11 protein-coding genes are annotated in these 15,809 nt (G+C 48.5%); all 11 read right to left on the minus strand.

The window, feature by feature from the left end; genetic code table 11:
• Window positions 1-445 precede the first annotated feature (445 nt).
• The 11 genes from MHI15_RS21800 to MHI15_RS21850 all read right to left on the minus strand — a co-directional run bounded on the left by MHI15_RS21800 (window position 446) and on the right by MHI15_RS21850 (window position 15,802).
• On the minus strand, window positions 446-3,253 hold the full coding sequence (locus MHI15_RS21800; protein ID WP_341164858.1) for a glycoside hydrolase family 2 TIM barrel-domain containing protein: 2,808 nt from the start codon (window positions 3,251-3,253) through the stop codon (window positions 446-448).
• A 10-nt stretch (window positions 3,254-3,263) separates the two neighbouring features.
• Complete coding sequence (locus MHI15_RS21805; protein ID WP_076280605.1) at window positions 3,264-4,868, minus strand: response regulator; 1,605 nt, start codon at window positions 4,866-4,868, stop codon at window positions 3,264-3,266.
• On the minus strand, window positions 4,868-6,658 hold the full coding sequence (locus MHI15_RS21810; RefSeq protein ID WP_341164859.1) for a cache domain-containing sensor histidine kinase: 1,791 nt from the start codon (window positions 6,656-6,658) through the stop codon (window positions 4,868-4,870). Before MHI15_RS21810 ends, MHI15_RS21805 begins: the two co-directional genes overlap by 1 nt.
• Before the next feature lie 102 nt (window positions 6,659-6,760).
• Complete coding sequence (locus MHI15_RS21815) at window positions 6,761-8,446, minus strand: hypothetical protein (RefSeq protein ID WP_341164860.1); 1,686 nt, start codon at window positions 8,444-8,446, stop codon at window positions 6,761-6,763.
• A gap of 30 nt (window positions 8,447-8,476) precedes the next feature.
• On the minus strand, window positions 8,477-9,373 hold the full coding sequence (locus tag MHI15_RS21820; protein ID WP_036677267.1) for a carbohydrate ABC transporter permease: 897 nt from the start codon (window positions 9,371-9,373) through the stop codon (window positions 8,477-8,479).
• Between the two features lie 6 nt (window positions 9,374-9,379).
• Entirely contained in the window at window positions 9,380-10,273 is an 894-nt protein-coding gene (locus MHI15_RS21825) for an ABC transporter permease (RefSeq protein WP_081383282.1), read from the minus strand.
• A 207-nt stretch (window positions 10,274-10,480) separates the two neighbouring features.
• Window positions 10,481-11,827 carry an LLM class flavin-dependent oxidoreductase gene (locus tag MHI15_RS21830; RefSeq protein WP_076125544.1) on the minus strand — a complete coding sequence of 449 codons (1,347 nt, stop codon included), beginning with the start codon at window positions 11,825-11,827 and terminating at the stop codon, window positions 10,481-10,483.
• Window positions 11,828-11,902: 75 nt separating this feature from the next.
• Window positions 11,903-12,382: a DinB family protein gene (locus tag MHI15_RS21835; RefSeq protein WP_312148529.1), complete on the minus strand. Its 480-nt coding sequence runs from the start codon at window positions 12,380-12,382 to the stop codon at window positions 11,903-11,905.
• Window positions 12,382-13,554: an N-methyl-L-tryptophan oxidase gene (gene solA / locus MHI15_RS21840; RefSeq protein WP_341164997.1), complete on the minus strand. Its 1,173-nt coding sequence runs from the start codon at window positions 13,552-13,554 to the stop codon at window positions 12,382-12,384. The genes MHI15_RS21835 and solA overlap by 1 nt, the downstream gene beginning before the upstream one ends.
• Window positions 13,551-14,732, minus strand: a complete 1,182-nt coding sequence (locus MHI15_RS21845) for an amidohydrolase (protein ID WP_341164861.1) — start codon at window positions 14,730-14,732, stop codon at window positions 13,551-13,553. Before MHI15_RS21845 ends, solA begins: the two co-directional genes overlap by 4 nt.
• A 53-nt stretch (window positions 14,733-14,785) precedes the next feature.
• On the minus strand, window positions 14,786-15,802 hold the full coding sequence (locus tag MHI15_RS21850) for an LLM class flavin-dependent oxidoreductase (RefSeq protein WP_076125550.1): 1,017 nt from the start codon (window positions 15,800-15,802) through the stop codon (window positions 14,786-14,788).
• Between the last annotated feature and the right edge of the window lie 7 nt (window positions 15,803-15,809).

Consider the following 15,809-nt stretch of genomic DNA (forward strand, 5'->3'; position numbering starts at 1 on the left):
GAACTATTGCAACAATGTAGCACCACCTATCGGACATAGATGACGCTAAAAGCAGTATTATTGTACTTTTGGTGGGCTAACGGTCCCCATAGCCACTATCTGTATGAAATACAACACATATGGACCTCTTTTTAAGCAATAGCGTCACTGGAGTCCGAAATGTTGTTCAAAAGGCTGAAAATTAGCAAATAGTGTCATCTGGGTCCGAAACCCTCAGAGACTCAGATAACGATGACACAGTTGAAGCTGGCGGCTACCAATAAACTAAAAGCAGCAAAAAACTAAGAGCAGCGAATCTCTCTTTATTATGAGAAACGCTGCTCTAGAGTTTTTTACGATGAAACCTTCTGTCTTACTCAATAAAAAAGTAGTTTTTAGTATAGCGCCCTTGGACTGTTCATCCATATGAAATGCGATAAGTAACTCAGTAATCGCCTGCCTCTGCCTATTGGATCAGCTCTAGTAGCTCCGCAACATTGGCCTTGTACTGTGGTTTGAAATCGTCTGATTTCATATAACCCGCAAGGCTGGATAAGAACTGTCTGCCTTCCGGCGTATCGCTAACCTTAACAGCATCCAATGCGCATATCAGCAGGTTGCCTGCTCTTACACTGCATTCCACTAGGAAACTCAGCTTATGATTGCGTTCAAAATTATCGATAGTCTGCACTACGGGATTCCAGTTGCGGTCAGCTGCATCCATGATGAGCGATTTCGAATTCTCAACAATACTCCACCAAGGATAAGTAGAATATTCCTCGCTCGGGAACTCACGCAGCGCCGGGTGGTTGTTATCAATCAACAGCCCCATAGTACCAATGGGTACTGGCCGGTTCATGCTCTCTGAGATCGAGCGGAACATTGGATAACACCAGAAATCTGTGCAGTAATAACCTTCAACAGCATTTTTGAGAGATTCCGGTTTCGGCATAAGCAGTACATTCTCACCTTGCTCCAGCAATGCAAGTGCATCATCAGATAGCTTGTCGAAGACATGGACACCCTCCAGCATGTTGCCACTCTTCACTGGATAAATCCACAGGTCATAGCTCTTACGGATATCTGTTCCCTGTATGGAGAGGGACAATACGATAGTACTCATCCGGTCAACTACAGGTAGTTTTATTGCCAGATCGCAGATATCGATATAATTCGTTCCTGCAGGTACGTCCACCTCGGTTGAACCTGCGGCGAGTATACCGTTATCTGAGGTAAGCTCCCAATGCAGTTCAAATGTACTCGGCATCCCGCTGCGGAAACAGCTCAGTTCGACATGGGCATCGAACGTTTCACCAGAGACATAGTTATACTTGGGGAATCTTGCCAGCAGAACGGCATCATTACAAAAAGTTCGCCAGTCCTCAGCACTTATCATTCCTTTGGAATCCATAAAGGCGTCGAGGACACCCACCAGCGCCGTTCCCTGGCCACTGAAATCCTGCAAATCAAGCAGTTGGAAGCCCGCAAGCCGCCGGGAGCGGAATGCCGCCTCGAGTTCCTCTTTGTAGCAAGCTACTGCCAGTTGCCCTGAGCATTCGAAATATTTGGCAGCCAAATGACCCAGCCCTTTACTTTCCAGTCGTTCACGGAAAATTATGAAATTCTCAGCTTTGAGCGGACCGTTGTATTTATCGATTTCCTCATAATTAGGATAGGTAGCATACTGTCCGATCTCATGCGAGATTACCGGAATGTGCGGTATCCATTCTGCGGAAGCGTCTCCAGCCTTCACCGTCTTGGCTTCCGTACCATACTGGATCTGGATCTCTCCGCCAGCGGCAGCTTCCATCCCCTCTCCGTTGAAGAGATCCTGAGGGACGATCTGATCGTCATAGTCTTTCATCGTGCCTGGCAGATCGATCTGGACATGACCTAATGGAGCATCACACATCGCATAGGAGCCTCTGAACAGCCGATCTCTGGAGAAGCGCACGCCGCTGAAGAAATCGTCATGTCCCAGAATTTCTGGCACCCATTGGTGGTTATTGGACCCCTGTGTATAGAGAATCCGGTTATCAAATGCTTTATAGTCCTTTAGGAAGGAATCAATCTTAGCTTTGCTGCCCCATAGCTCGTTGCCAAGCGACATCATCACGAAGGAGGGGTGATTGCCAAAAGCCTGGAGAATGGCATAGCCTTCGCTAATCAGATAGTCCTGCTCCGCCTGATTATGGCCCTCATCGGTTTCTTCTGTGATTGTTCCCCAGAAGGGAAGCTCTGGTTGCATGTAGATACCGAGCATATCCGCTGCGGTGAAAGCAGCTTCCGGCGGACAGCAGGTATGAAAGCGATAATGATTGATGCCGTAAGACTTGGAGATGCCCAGGATTCTTACCCATTCCTCGACGTCAGTCGGGGCATAACCGGTAAGCGGGAAGATCAGGCCGTCATGTTTGCCGCGGAGGAAGGTTTTTTCTCCGTTGATTGTAAACTTATCGCCCTCTGCCCGGAATTCCTTCAATCCAAAAACGAGCTCCTGTCGGTCCATTATATATCCATCGCTGTCTTTCAAAACAAGGTTTATGTTATAAAGATTGGGAGCGCCTTCACTCCAGAGCAGCGCGTCTTGACCTAGCTCATAGTTGACGGAAAAACTACCCGGTGAGACTGGGTACTCCCGCTCGTCCACAGCATGTGTATTGTCGCTGTTGAAGCTCTGAGCAGACACTGTAAGTATAGATTCATTCCTGCTGTCCAAGGTTGCCGTGATTCGGACTGAGCGGGCTGAGAGATCCGGATCGAGCCGGATGCCGCTGAGCCGTGACTCACCATAGAACTGAAGCTCCATACGTCCGGTAATCCCGTTCCAGTTGGTTTGGGTATCCTGCGACGTTAAATGTCCACCTTTGGTTGGGTAACCAGTATTGTCCACGCGGATGGTGAGCGTATGATTCCCAGGTTGAAGCTGCGGCAACTCATATATATGTGGGGTATTTAGACTGTTACGGCTGCCTATTTCCTGATTGTCCAGCCATAGAGTCGTCAGTCTCGTACGTTCCAAAAATAGGAAGCAGACTTTGCCGGCTAGTTCTTCCGGAATGACGACCTCTTTTGAATACCAGACTTGCCCTTCAAACAAATACTCATCCGTTAATGCGCTTACTAAAACATCCTCGTTCTTCGGACCTTTGCGTGCGTAGGACGTTGTTCCGGGCAGTGTGATAACATCTGTAAAAGGCAATGCCAGCAGTCCTTGTTTTCCCTCATCCAATTGCAACTTCCATTCGCCTTCCAGGCTGATCTTTGTCTGCAAAATATCACTCCTAATAATGATAATCTCTGAACTCCTGAGGTGTAGTGCCGGTTGTTTTCTTAAAAAGGAAGGCAAAATAAGCCGCGGTCTGAAAGCCCACCTGCTCGGCAACCTCGTAAACCTTAATATTGGGGTCACGAAGCAGTTCCTTGGCTTTGTTCATACGCGCTTCCTGCACGAAGTCGGAAATCGTCCGGCCCATTTCTTTCTTGAAGAGAACACTTAAATAGCTGTGATTCAAGTGGAACTGCTCAGCAAGCTGCTTAACAGTCATGTTCTCATGCAGATGCTCCTCCAGTTGGCGGGCGACCCGCTGGATAAGGTTATGCTGCTGAGCGACCTGCTCTCTTTGATTAAGCTTAGCATATTGCGCCAAATATTCCAGTACGACCTTCCTGACTTCATCTACGCCTGTACAGTCGATCAACCGCTGCCACATGAGGATGTTCATCTCTGTTTCCTTCTCATGTACACGCTTCAGTTTTCTGGCTAGCTCGCTAAGCAAACCCATTCCGAAAGCCTGCACATAGGAAAAGGATACAGGCTCTCGTGCAAGTAACACTTCGAAAGCATGATTGAAATAAGCGGAAGCTTTATCGCTCTCTCCTCTGTCCAGTAGCTTAACGATTTCCGGAATGTATTCTTCACGCAACCTGAAATCATGATATTCATTCATCAAGTTCCGGTCGAAATAGAGGATTTGTCCGTAGCCGGCCAGCCTGGCACCGCTCATCATATGCCTTACTTCCTTATACAGCAACGGTATTTCCGTCCAGAACAAACACTCTCTGCTGATTCCGACCGAGACGGAGGCTTTATACTGCTCTCTTAGGATATCTTGGATAAACGCAAGCTGCTTCTCAAGTCTTGCCCGCACCAATGGCGTTGCGTTCAGCACAATGACGGCCAGTTCATCCGCTCCTGTCTTCCCTATATAGGTACCGGAGAAACCAGATAGACCAGTCTTAACGCAGTTCAATAGCCCTTCGCTAAGCAGGATCCGATCCTTGGCATCATGCGGATTATCTAGGAACCTGCGGTCATATCCAAACAGGAATAAAGTTGCCTGCCATTCCCCATTAGGCAGATCCAGCAGGCGCCGCCAGGATTCGAGCAGCTCTTCACTGTGGATCCAGCCTTCAACCATATCTTTGACGAAACGTTCCTGCAGCACCTCATAGCTCTCTGTAACTTTCTCCCTAAGTACAGTGGTTTCCTGTTCAATCTGTTTTTTCTTCTCAACTACTTCTCTGAACGCAGCCAGTTTCATTTCGAGTTCTTCCGTCTTGATGGGCTTCAGAACGTAAGCCTTAGCTCCCAGATGTATAGCCTCCTGCACAAATTCAAACTCGTCATATCCACTGATCATCACAGTCTGTAAAGACTGGAGTGTCGGATAATCCGCTCTGCATCTGGCGAGCAGTTCGATCCCTGTCATACCGGGCATCGAGACGTCAGCGATCAGCACATCCACAGGAGTTTCTCCTAGAATCGTTAGTGCTTCTTCACCAGATAATGCAGTTAACGGTTCCTCATACCCCAGAGCTTTCCAGCCAATATGACGAAGAAGCCCTTGAATCTGCATAGGCTCGTCGTCGACAATTAATGCCCGCATTAAGCTCCATCCCCCTTTTTTATCTCAGGACTTTCCTTGCAAACAGGGATATCAATGGTTACACAAGTCCATTCGTCTTCTACACTTTCAATCTCAAAGCGGCCCTCTGTGCCAAAATACAATGCAAGACGTTCACGGATATTGTTCATCCCGAATCCGTTTTGCGTACCCTTGTAGCTGCCGGCACGGATCTGTTCCAGCTTCTCACTGCCAATCCCTTTTCCATTATCAAAAATCTGAAACTGCACCGTATTCTCCACTCGTTTGATCGTAATTTGTATAAAAGCATGAGTTCTAGTTGTGATACCCCCGTGCAGATAACAGTTCTCGACCGTTGGCTGTAGGATCAGCTTAATGCTGTACAGGTCAAGAACGTCCGGCTCTACCAGCCACTCTACGGATACTTGACCGGGATAACGCAGCTGCTGAATTTCGATATACGCCTTAAGATGCTCAATTTCGTCACGGATCAGCGTCACATTAACCCGGTTATTGAGTGCCAGCCGATAGAATGTCGTCAGCGCATCTATGGTTCGGATTTGCAATTCGTCCTGCTGATCTAATGCCCGCCAACGGATCAGACTTAGCGAATTATAGATGAAATGAGGGTTAATCTGTGCCTGCAACGCCCTGAATGATTGCTCCCGCTCTTTGAGCATGGCCTCTGTATGTTCTTCGACCAGTTTTCTCAAACGGCCAGACATGGAATTGAACAATATCTCAAGCTCCCCCAGCTCATCGTTGTCACGGTTTCTCACTGTAACTTCGAAATAGCCCTGTGAGATATCTGTCATCCTGGTGCCCAGCTTGCGGATCCGCCAAATCACATTTTTAAGTACAATCATGATTAGAAAGATGGACAGCAGCAGGAAAAAAGCAATACCTGCTCCGATATAGTACATAATCCGCGTAGACTGCTCCTCCAGTCGGTCAAGATGCACAAGTGCGGCAACCGTCCAGCCAGACTTAATCTCCTGAGTGATCAGCATCATCCCGCTTTTTGTCGCTGAGGTTTCCAACGAGTTGTTCCAGTACTGACCTAAGGAGGATGAGGATAACCGGCTGCCAATTTCAGAGGGCTCCGAGGATGCAATAATGCGTTCGTTGTCGTCAACGATATACAATTCTCCGGCCCCTTCAAAAGGATGTTCGAACGATTCCATGAAGACACCGTTATAGTTCAGTAACAGGTACACAATCCCGTAAACATCTCCATACGCGTTCAGAATTTTATGGGATACCACTAGCTTAGTCCTGTCGTCAGCTGCATTAGTCCATACCAGATTGTCTGTTGTGCGAAGCATTTTCGTATACCAATCCCGCTCTCGAATTCCCGAAAGGCTACGTTCTTCCGGCTTCCACAGAAGCCCTCCATCTTGCACTAGTGTATCGTTGGTATGATAGATTCGGAAATTCTCAATCCCTGGCAAGTATTTACTGGTGAGCAGGAAGGAACGGTCCACATAATTGACCGTACCCAATTGTTCATCGATATCCGCATAGTCCCTGGCTAATCTAGAGATCAGCTCACCATCCGTAGCCGTCCGGGTAGCCAGCAGATCATAGCTTTGCTTCCTGAATTCAATACTCTGCGCACTTTGGCGAACGGCTTCCCTGATCGTAAGCAGATAATTGGCCCGCACCGTATGAAGCATCATGTACCCTGCACCTGCAGCCAGCAGTACGGTGGGGAGAAATACAATGAGTCCGTAGAATAATACAATTTTACTCCTCAGGTTCATGGAACGGGTCATACGGATGATCCATTTCTCTATTTGTTGTTTAATCATAGATTCCCCCCATGAAGTGCAAAGGGAGCCCCCTCCAAGTGAGAGGTGCTCCATTAATTTTTTATCGTTTACGATCCGCGACTGAAAGAGCGGCACGGTTGTCTATTGCAAGGCTGTTACTTCCTCCTTGTACGTATCCAGCCACTCCTGCTTGACTTCACTCCAGTGCCCACGCTTCTCTAGTGCTGCTTGGAAATCGCTCCAATTCTTTTCGAATTGCCCCTCGTCTTTGGCCATTAAAAGCTTGGCTCGATATTCCTTGCGGATATTTTCGATCTCCGGTGAATATTTCTCCCATGCGCCGCCCTGTTTCATCTGAAATAGATCATAAGGCTCTGCCACGCGGATCGTTCCCATTTTGCCGATAGCTTCTGTGAACTTAATGGTCTTAGCAGCTCCGGCTTTTCCTGCATCCTCTGTGTTCCACCATGGGTACCATTCATTGCTGTAAGAGGCAGTCATGTAAAGCTCAGGGGTGACTTTAGCTTTTTGTGCGGTGTCTCCGGAATTGCGGCTCGTCTTGTAGGTTTCGTCTGTGAATTTCCATTTGCCCAACGGTTGATCAATCCAATCCCAGTATAATCCCGCCGGTCCTTCATTAATGACCTGCTGCTGCTCGGGTTTTGGTTGCAAGGTATAATCGAAGAATTTCAGAATAGCTTCCAGATTTTTAGTTTTTTCACTAACATAGACATCATAGCCTGGATTCGGATTGGTAACCTGATTAATTCCGACTTTCTCTACACCATCCACTTTAGGAAAAGGGATCGCTTCGTAAAACCACCCTGGCTCTGTTGGACCGTCCAATGTCTCCCAGGCTGAGGCAGGAATGTTCCAGAAGCTGCCGATATTGAAGGCAATACGACCTGATTTGTTCTTTTCTGTATACTGTTCTTTTTTGCTGGTGACGACCTCTGGATCGATCAACTTCTCCTGGTACATCTTGTTCATCCATTGATACGCTGCTTTATAATTGGGATCGTCGTAAGCGAATACAAAATCATCGCCGCGTTTGTCAACGCCATTACCTGCTGTAGTCACCCCGAATGCTGTCAAAATCGCGTTTTCATCGCTCCAGCCCAGATTATCACTAGTGTCCATTAGGAATGATAGAGGAATAAGCGATTTGCCGGAAGCATCCTTCTCTTCTGCAGCTTTCCGAAGGAAGGTCTCAACTCCTTCTAACGTTGCTAAGTCCTCTTTGGTCATACCTGTTTTCTCCAGCACATCACTTCTGACAATCCAGGCTTGAGATGCCCAGCCTGGCCACGGATCTTCCGGGTTTTGGTCAAACCAGGTAGGAATGGACCAGATATGGCCCTCATTATCCTTCATAAGTTCCAGATACTGCTTTGGAATAGACGCCAGTCCTGGATATTTGTCAGGCATGTCGAAATACTGCTCTAGCGGCATAAGCTGTTTCGACCGGTTCATCGCGCTTTTGACCGTTTCGTTTCGGCTGAAGATAGCTGCATCTTCAAAGCCGCCTGTGTTTATCTTCAAATTAAGTGCAGTCATCGCGTCGCCTTGAGTGGTTTCCAGCTTCACATTTACTCCAGGCTCCTGTTCACGCCAATATTTCTGGACCAAACTATCATTATTGATGGTTGCCGTCCATCCAAGCCAGAGATTAAAGGAAGTCGAGCCACTGGCGGGCAGGTTACTTGACGTTTCATTGTCGCTTCCAGGCTTGTTCGCAGTATTCTCACCTGATCCGGAGCATCCGGCAATAGACATCAGTAAGGTTGCTGCAGCCAAAGCGGCTAGACCCGTTTTTTTGAATATCATTGATTTTTCCCCCTGTTCTATTATTGAAAATCAGCCTTTTACTGACCCTACAAGAACTCCTTTCACAAAATATTTCTGCAGGAACGGATACACGCACAGGATGGGGATTGCACTCACCATAACGACTGCCATCTTAATCGACATCAGTGTAATATTCTGCATTTGTGAGCTTCTCGCCAAAGCTTCCTGGTTGGTATTCGAGCCAAGGACAGCGGATAAATCCTGAGCAGCGAGCAATTGCTGCAGGAAGGTCTGCACCGGAATCAGGTTCTGCTTCGTGACGAAGAAAGCACCGGCGAACCAGTCATTCCAGTGTCCCACTGCGGTAAACAATCCAAGTGCGGCAAGCATAGGTTGAGAGAGTGGAATAATAATCTGAATCAGAGTACGAACAGGACCGGCTCCATCTAGTTCAGCGGATTCTACCAGAGCTTCAGGGATTCCCTGTATAAACTTCAGCATGACAAACATGTTCCAGACCGAGAACAGCCCGGGAAAAATATACACCCAGAACGTGTTGATAAGCCCAAGATTATTAAGCTGAATATAGAAAGGAACCAGTCCTCCACTGAATAGCATGGTTAAAAGAATATAGCCTAGAATCGTGCTTCTTAATGGAAGGCCGCGGTAGGACAAGCCAAAGGCCACCAGAAGTGTGACGATAAGTCCTGCGAATGTGCCAATGACTGTCCTAGCGATTGTAATTAGATAAGACTGGCGGATAATCTCATTTCCTAATACAATCTCATAATTAATTAATGTGAAATTTTTGGGCCATAGATACACGCCACCTTTGGCCGCACTTGCACCGTCATTCAGTGAGATGGCCAGCATGTATAGGAATGGATATAGTACAGACAAGCACAGACCTGCCAGTACTATGACGATGACGTATTGAGCTATTTTTTCACCTCTGCTGAGCTTCATATGCCATCACCATAATCCTTCACCATTTATTTTTCTGGATAACTGATTAGTCGAAACAACCAATATCAAGCTGATCACTGAGGATAACAACCCCACTGCGGTCGCCATTCCAAAATATCCCTGCTGCAATCCGTTGCGGATGATATACGTATCCAGTACATCCGCGACCCCTTGATTAGCAGAATTCATCAGCGGATAAATCTGATCCATCCCTACTGAAATCAGGCTTGGGATACTCAGAATTAGCACAATCGATATTGTCGGTAGAATACCCGGGAAGGTGATATGCCGAATCTGGGCTAGCTTTCCTGCACCCTCTACTTTGGCGGATTCATACAATTGCGGATCAATCGTTGTGATCGCAGCCAAATAGAGAATCGTGTTCCATCCGGTCTCTTTCCACAAGCCGCTTAATATAACCATGGGCCGGAACCACTCCGTGGAACCTAGAAAAAATACAGGATCACCGCCTGCTTTCTCGATGAACTGATTGACCAGCCCACCATCCAAAGTCAGAAAAGACTGCAGGATGTAAGCGACTACAATCCATGAGAAAAAATGAGGCAAATAGCTGACCGATTGCACGAATCGCTTAAATACAGGCCGGGTTACCTCGTTAATCACCAGTGCCAGTAGAATCGGTGCCGGGAATCCGAAGATGAACTTAAGCACAGATATATATAACGTATTTTTGACGACAGTTAAAAACTGGGGATCTTGCAGGAAAGAAAAGTTGTCTAATCCCACCCATGTGCTGTTCCAGATCGAGGTGCCAATCTGAAAGTCGCGGAAGGCGACCTGAATCCCTGCCATCGGAATATAGCTGAACAAAAATAGCAACAGCACTCCCGGAAGAATCATTAAATATTGCCATCGGTACTTGTAGAACTTAGCGTACAATTTACATCCCTCCTTGATATTTCTATCATAAGGTGCAGCGGGAACCCTGCCTATATAACAGTGATTGGTTATCTATTGCTCTGATTGGTTCTTTAAAGCGCTTACGTTGTTAGACAAGCTCCGCTCGCACGCAAATAAACGCAGCCTTAAACGGCTGCGTTACATTTTTTATGACGAAAGCTAATTATTCGATTCAAATTATTATTGTTAATGTACGGCTTTTTGCCCTACCGGTTGTGAAGCCTTGGAATAGCGGTTCTCTGGCAATGGAATACCGAGATTTCCACGCAGGGTGCTACTTTCGTATTCAGTGCGGAACAGGCCCCGCTCTTGCAGAATCGGCACTACCCGATCGACGAATTCCTCCAGTCCATTAGGAACAGCAGCTGCGATCATAAATCCGTCTGCTCCTCCACCCTCAAACCAGGTTTGAATCTGATCAGCCACTTGCTCAGGTGTGCCAATAAAGCTGCTGCGCGGGGTAGCGGATTGTAAGGCGACCTGTCTTAGTGTTAAGCCTCTCTCCTTCGCGTCCTTTTTGATTTTATCCGTGCCGCTCTGAAAACTATTACGCCCCAACTCGCCAAGCTCAGGGAACGGTTCATCCAGCGGATATTGCGAGAAATCATGATGCTCGAAGAATCTGCCCAAATAGTTCAGTGCATTCTCAATCGTCACGAGACCAGCAACCTCCTGATATTTACGCTCTGCTTCCTCTGATGTGTCGCCAATGATTGGTGCAATACCAGGAAAGATCAGCACCTCATTCGGATCCCGGCCAAATGAAGCTACCCGTGTCTTAACATCGCTATAGAATGCCTGGGCATCTTCTAGCGTTTCGTGGCCAGTGAAGATAGCATCCGCTTCCTTTGAGGCGTAATTTTTACCAACTTCTGAGGAACCTGCCTGAAACACGACTGGCTGCCCCTGCTTCGAACGAGCAATATTGAGCGGTCCTTTCACGGAGAAGAACTCTCCTTGATGGTCCAGGGTATGCATTTTTTGCGGATCAAAGAATACACCTGTTTCTTTATCTCGAACAAACGCATCATCCTCCCAGGAATCCCATAATCCGCGTGTCACCTGCAAATATTCGGTAGCAATACGGTAACGCTTGCCATGGTCAGGATGCTCTGTTTTGCTGTAATTCGAGGCAGAGCCTTCCAGCGGTGAAGTCACCACATTCCAGCCGGCCCGGCCACCGCTGATTACATCCAGTGAGCCGAATTGACGCGCGACGGTAAACGGTTCACTGTAGGAGGTGGACAGGGTACCAACCAGACCGATGTTGGTGCTGACGGCGGCGAGTGCGCTAAGAATGGTCAGCGGTTCAAATCGGTTAAGGAAATGCGGAATGGACTTTTCATTAATGTACAAACCGTCTGCGATGAAGATCAGATCCAGCTTGCCTTCTTCTGCCTTTTGTACCCACGCTTTGTATAATTCAAAGTTTACACTTGCATCCGGCTTAGCATCAGGATGGCGCCACATCGACGTGCTGCCTCCTACTCCATGCAGCAGTGCGCCTAGCTTCAGTTGTTTTGGTTTGGTCATGTTCATTCCTCCTAAAAGTTTTGTGAGCATACGATTCCCAGGTTTTACTTCATGCAAAACTAACTATGAAAGTATTCATTGCACGAACGATGCATTGGCTGCACCCTGCTTGATTCGCTCAATCTGGCCAAGATGTCTCTCTACATGTGCGGTGAAGCTATGGACGATATCGGAAATTTTAACGTTTTCCCCCTTGAAGTTAACCCCGCTTTTCTCCCAATCCTCTGCGCTGAGCCGTTCAAACAATAGACTGTTATAATAAAGCAGGCTGCGGAACAACTCCAGACTATCGGAAGCACTACCACTATTGGCGTACTGGCCGCTGACCCAAGCGTCCTGATTGAAGACTGGCAGCTGCGCAGTTGTAGCAGCGAGAATATCACGTATACGGAACGAAACCACAATGCTGTGATCAGCTAGATGGGCTAAAACCTCAGTAATACTCCAACTCGTTGGTGCTGCCTTCCATTTCAGCTGTTCCTCTGATAACCCTGCGGTTGCATGCACCAGTTGGTTGTGCGTACTTAAAAAATTGCTAATTTGAACATTGCTCATTAAATCCCCTCCAAAATAAGGCCTGCTTGCGAATGATCAGGTGTAAAACGTGATAACGCAAAAGGTTGAATGTTGTGGTTGGTAGCTCCACTTGTCGCCAAATCAGCAAGTATTTCACCTACAACACTAGAAAATTTAAAACCATGCCCTGAGAACCCTCCGGCTACCAGCACATTGGAGTGGAGCGGATGGCGGTCAATAATGAAATCTTCATCAGGTGTATGCTCATATTTGCATACAGAGCCTTTAAGTAATCGGCCAGCTGCACCCGGCATGTAAGTCTCCAGTACTCTTCGGAGGTCTTGCTCATCGCTGGTTTCACTGCCAAAGGGAGCAAGTAGTGTGCCTGGTTTCCATTCCAGCCCCGTATCGTGCCGGCCGATCTTCAGACCGGCTCCAGCAATGCTGGGAAAGCCATAATAGCCACCTTCCTCAGCTCCTAGCGTGAAGCCAGGGAAGTTACCGGCTGCAAAAGCAGGTGAGCTCTCAAACCAGCCCACAACTTTGCGGATCGCCTTGATTGGCAAATGCACAAAAGGCGCTAACTCTCCAAACCAGGCTCCGGCACTAAGGATAGCTGACGCTCCGTGATAATCGCCGTTTGTTGTATGAACTGTTACACTGCTTTCGCGGGCGGTGATGTTTACTACCGAAGTGTTCGTCAACAGTTCCGCACCCTGTCCAAGGGCAAGCTGGCGGTAGGCGGTGATACAGCGCTCGCTGTACAAATACCCGGCATCTGGTTCATACATTGCTGCGAATGTTTCCGGAATGTTCAATCCCGGCCAGCGCCGCCGGATCTCTCCGGCATCCAGTTGCTGGACCTGCACCTTCCGTTTCTTTGCTTCCGCGAGACGACCGCTGAAGGAATACACTGTACTATCTGCGAGATTCAAAACGCCCGAGCGGACAAGCAATTCTATTCCGCTCAACTGCTCGGCTTCTTGCCATAAATGATCTGCCCGTAGAGCCAAATCAATGTAGGCGGGATCACCACTGTAAGCATGCCGGATCAGCCGCGTTTCCCCGTGATGGCTTCCCTGTGTATGTGGAGGATCAAAGGCATCAATTAGCAGCGTCTTCACTCCGCGCTTCGCAAGATAGTAACCGGCACTCATGCCCATCGAGCCTGCGCCGACGATAATTACATCGTAACTGTTATGTTCAGCTATAATTCTGCACCTCCATCGGGACTGTACTGCACTAGGGATCGTACAGCTACATCCGCAAGGAAACGTGCTGCCACAGGGAGTGCACGTTCATCCAGATTGAAGGCCGGATGATGCCATTCCTGGCTTCCTTCAGTACCTACAAAAACGAACAGTCCGGGTACCACGCGCTGATAGAATGCGAAATCCTCTCCAGCCAGAGAAAGCTCTGGCTGAATCGCTCGGTAGCCAAGAGCTTCGACCGATTCAACTCCAAGCGCTGCTAGGGAGGGATCGTTGATAACCGGAGGTGGCCCTTCTATCCAGCGAACGGTAGCTTCTGCTCCAAGAGCCGCTGCTACACCGACCGCCACTTCTTGAAACCGCTCCAGCACTTTGCTGCGCACCGTTTCATCAAAGGTGCGGATCGTCCCTTCAAGCACCGCTTTTTCGGGGATAATGTTCCATGAATTGCCGCTGTGAATCTGCGTCACACTGACCACCGCACTCTGCAGAGGACTGACATTGCGACTTACAATGGACTGGAATGCCGTCACAATATGCGAAGCCGCTACAATCGGGTCTATGCCAGCTTCCGGAACGGCAGCATGAGAACTGCCACCCTGCACTTCAATCACAAACCCGTCAGCTGCTGCCATTAAAGGACCACCCTTAATACCGATGGTTCCGACTGGCAGGTCTGGCTTGTTATGCAGCCCGATCACTGCCCGGACGTCTTCTAGTGCCCCGCTAGCAATGATTCGTTGTGCACCCTGCGCCTTCTCCTCGGCTGGTTGGAATAACAGGCGCACCGTTCCCTGTAATTGCTGCTCTCGCTGTTTCAATTGATAGGCGGCACCAATCAAGGCAGCCGTATGGAAATCATGCCCGCAGGCATGCATTTTGCCGGAATATAATGAAGCGAAGGATACTCCGCTTTCCTCCTGGATTGGCAAGGCATCAATATCTGCGCGCAGTGCGATGACCGAACCGGGCTTTTTGCCGCCAATCTCTGCGATCACGCCGGTAGACAGACCGTATTCTACGATCCTGACTCCTGCCCGCTCCAGCAGGGAAATAATATATTCTGTTGTGCCATATTCTTCATTGGACAGTTCCGGGTGCCGGTGCAGATGACGGCGTATCCCGATTAATTCTTCTTCAAGCGCTTCCGCACTCAACTCTTTAGCTTTACTTGTCATATACAGTCACCCTCCTTTACACGATTTCCTGTGTGATACCGAGCCCGCCCGCTTTATGCCTCTGCAGCCACTTCAGCGATTGCTTCGCTCAGTAGCTCAAAGGATCGGAGCCGTTTGTCAAAGGGCTGTACATTCGTCGTTATGATGAACTCCTCGACACCGGACGCCTCTGAAAGTTCCAACAACTGTTCACGGACAGATGATTTTGTTCCCTTGGTAATCTCCGGTTCCAGCTCTTCAATCGTGTAGGCTTCATTGCTCTGGCGGGCAAATTCCTCCGCCTGTTCCAAGGTCCCTACTGTCAGCTTCTTCCCGCTCGCCAGTTGAATCCGGATCAGCTTATGCGCACCTGCCAGTTCTTTCGCTCCCTCCTCAGTCTCAGCCACCACTAACGCTAAAGCGATAATCGCTTGCGGTTGTCTGCCCTGTGAAGAAGCGAAACCGCTGCGGTAAGCACGAATGGCATCTAGCGCTACCGCCTTATCGCTGTTAATAAACAGGGAGAATACGTACGGTAACCCCAGTTCAGCGGCAATTTCCGCGCTGCTTACACTCGCGCCAAGGACATACAACTCAGGAGGAATACCAGGAAGGGGACCTGCCTTCAACCCTGCCAGCGGATGGTTTTCTTCGAGGCGGTTATGTACATATTTTTCCAGCTCGATGATTTTATCCGTCAGGTCTGGGGTTTCAGCTTTTCCCTGCTGTAGTGCCTGTGTGCTACGTGGGAGTCCACCGGGAGCACGTCCCACACCGAGATCCACTCGTCCAGGAGCCAGTGTGGACAGCACATTGAAGTTCTCCGCTACCTTATATGGGCTGTAATGCTGGAGCATGATGCCACCGGAGCCAATGCGGATTCGCTCTGTTTTAGCCAGAAGATGTGAGATAAGTACTTCCGGGGAAGAGCCGGCTACCTGCTCGGAGTCATGATGCTCCGAAACCCAGAACCGGTGGAATCCAAGCTCTTCGGACAATTGTGCCAGCTTGATCGTATGCTGGAATGCTTCCTCCGGCGTTTCTCCCGGATAGATCGGACTTTGATCAAGTACGCTGATTGTAATAGCCATTGTTTTT

The sequence above is a fragment of the Paenibacillus sp. FSL H7-0918 genome, from assembly GCF_038007025.1.
In the GTDB taxonomy this organism is placed as follows: Bacteria; Bacillota; Bacilli; order Paenibacillales; family Paenibacillaceae; genus Paenibacillus_AQ; species Paenibacillus_AQ odorifer.

Coding starts and splice junctions, on each gene's coding strand:
- MHI15_RS21835 (WP_312148529.1), bottom strand. CDS start 12,382: ATGAGCAATGTTCAAATTAGCAATTTTTTAAGTACGCACAACCAACTG.
- MHI15_RS21820 (WP_036677267.1), bottom strand. CDS start 9,373: ATGAAGCTCAGCAGAGGTGAAAAAATAGCTCAATACGTCATCGTCATA.
- MHI15_RS21830 (WP_076125544.1), bottom strand. CDS start 11,827: ATGACCAAACCAAAACAACTGAAGCTAGGCGCACTGCTGCATGGAGTA.
- MHI15_RS21845 (WP_341164861.1), bottom strand. CDS start 14,732: ATGACAAGTAAAGCTAAAGAGTTGAGTGCGGAAGCGCTTGAAGAAGAA.
- MHI15_RS21850 (WP_076125550.1), bottom strand. CDS start 15,802: ATGGCTATTACAATCAGCGTACTTGATCAAAGTCCGATCTATCCGGGA.
- MHI15_RS21815 (WP_341164860.1), bottom strand. CDS start 8,446: ATGATATTCAAAAAAACGGGTCTAGCCGCTTTGGCTGCAGCAACCTTA.
- MHI15_RS21810 (WP_341164859.1), bottom strand. CDS start 6,658: ATGATTAAACAACAAATAGAGAAATGGATCATCCGTATGACCCGTTCC.
- MHI15_RS21805 (WP_076280605.1), bottom strand. CDS start 4,868: ATGCGGGCATTAATTGTCGACGACGAGCCTATGCAGATTCAAGGGCTT.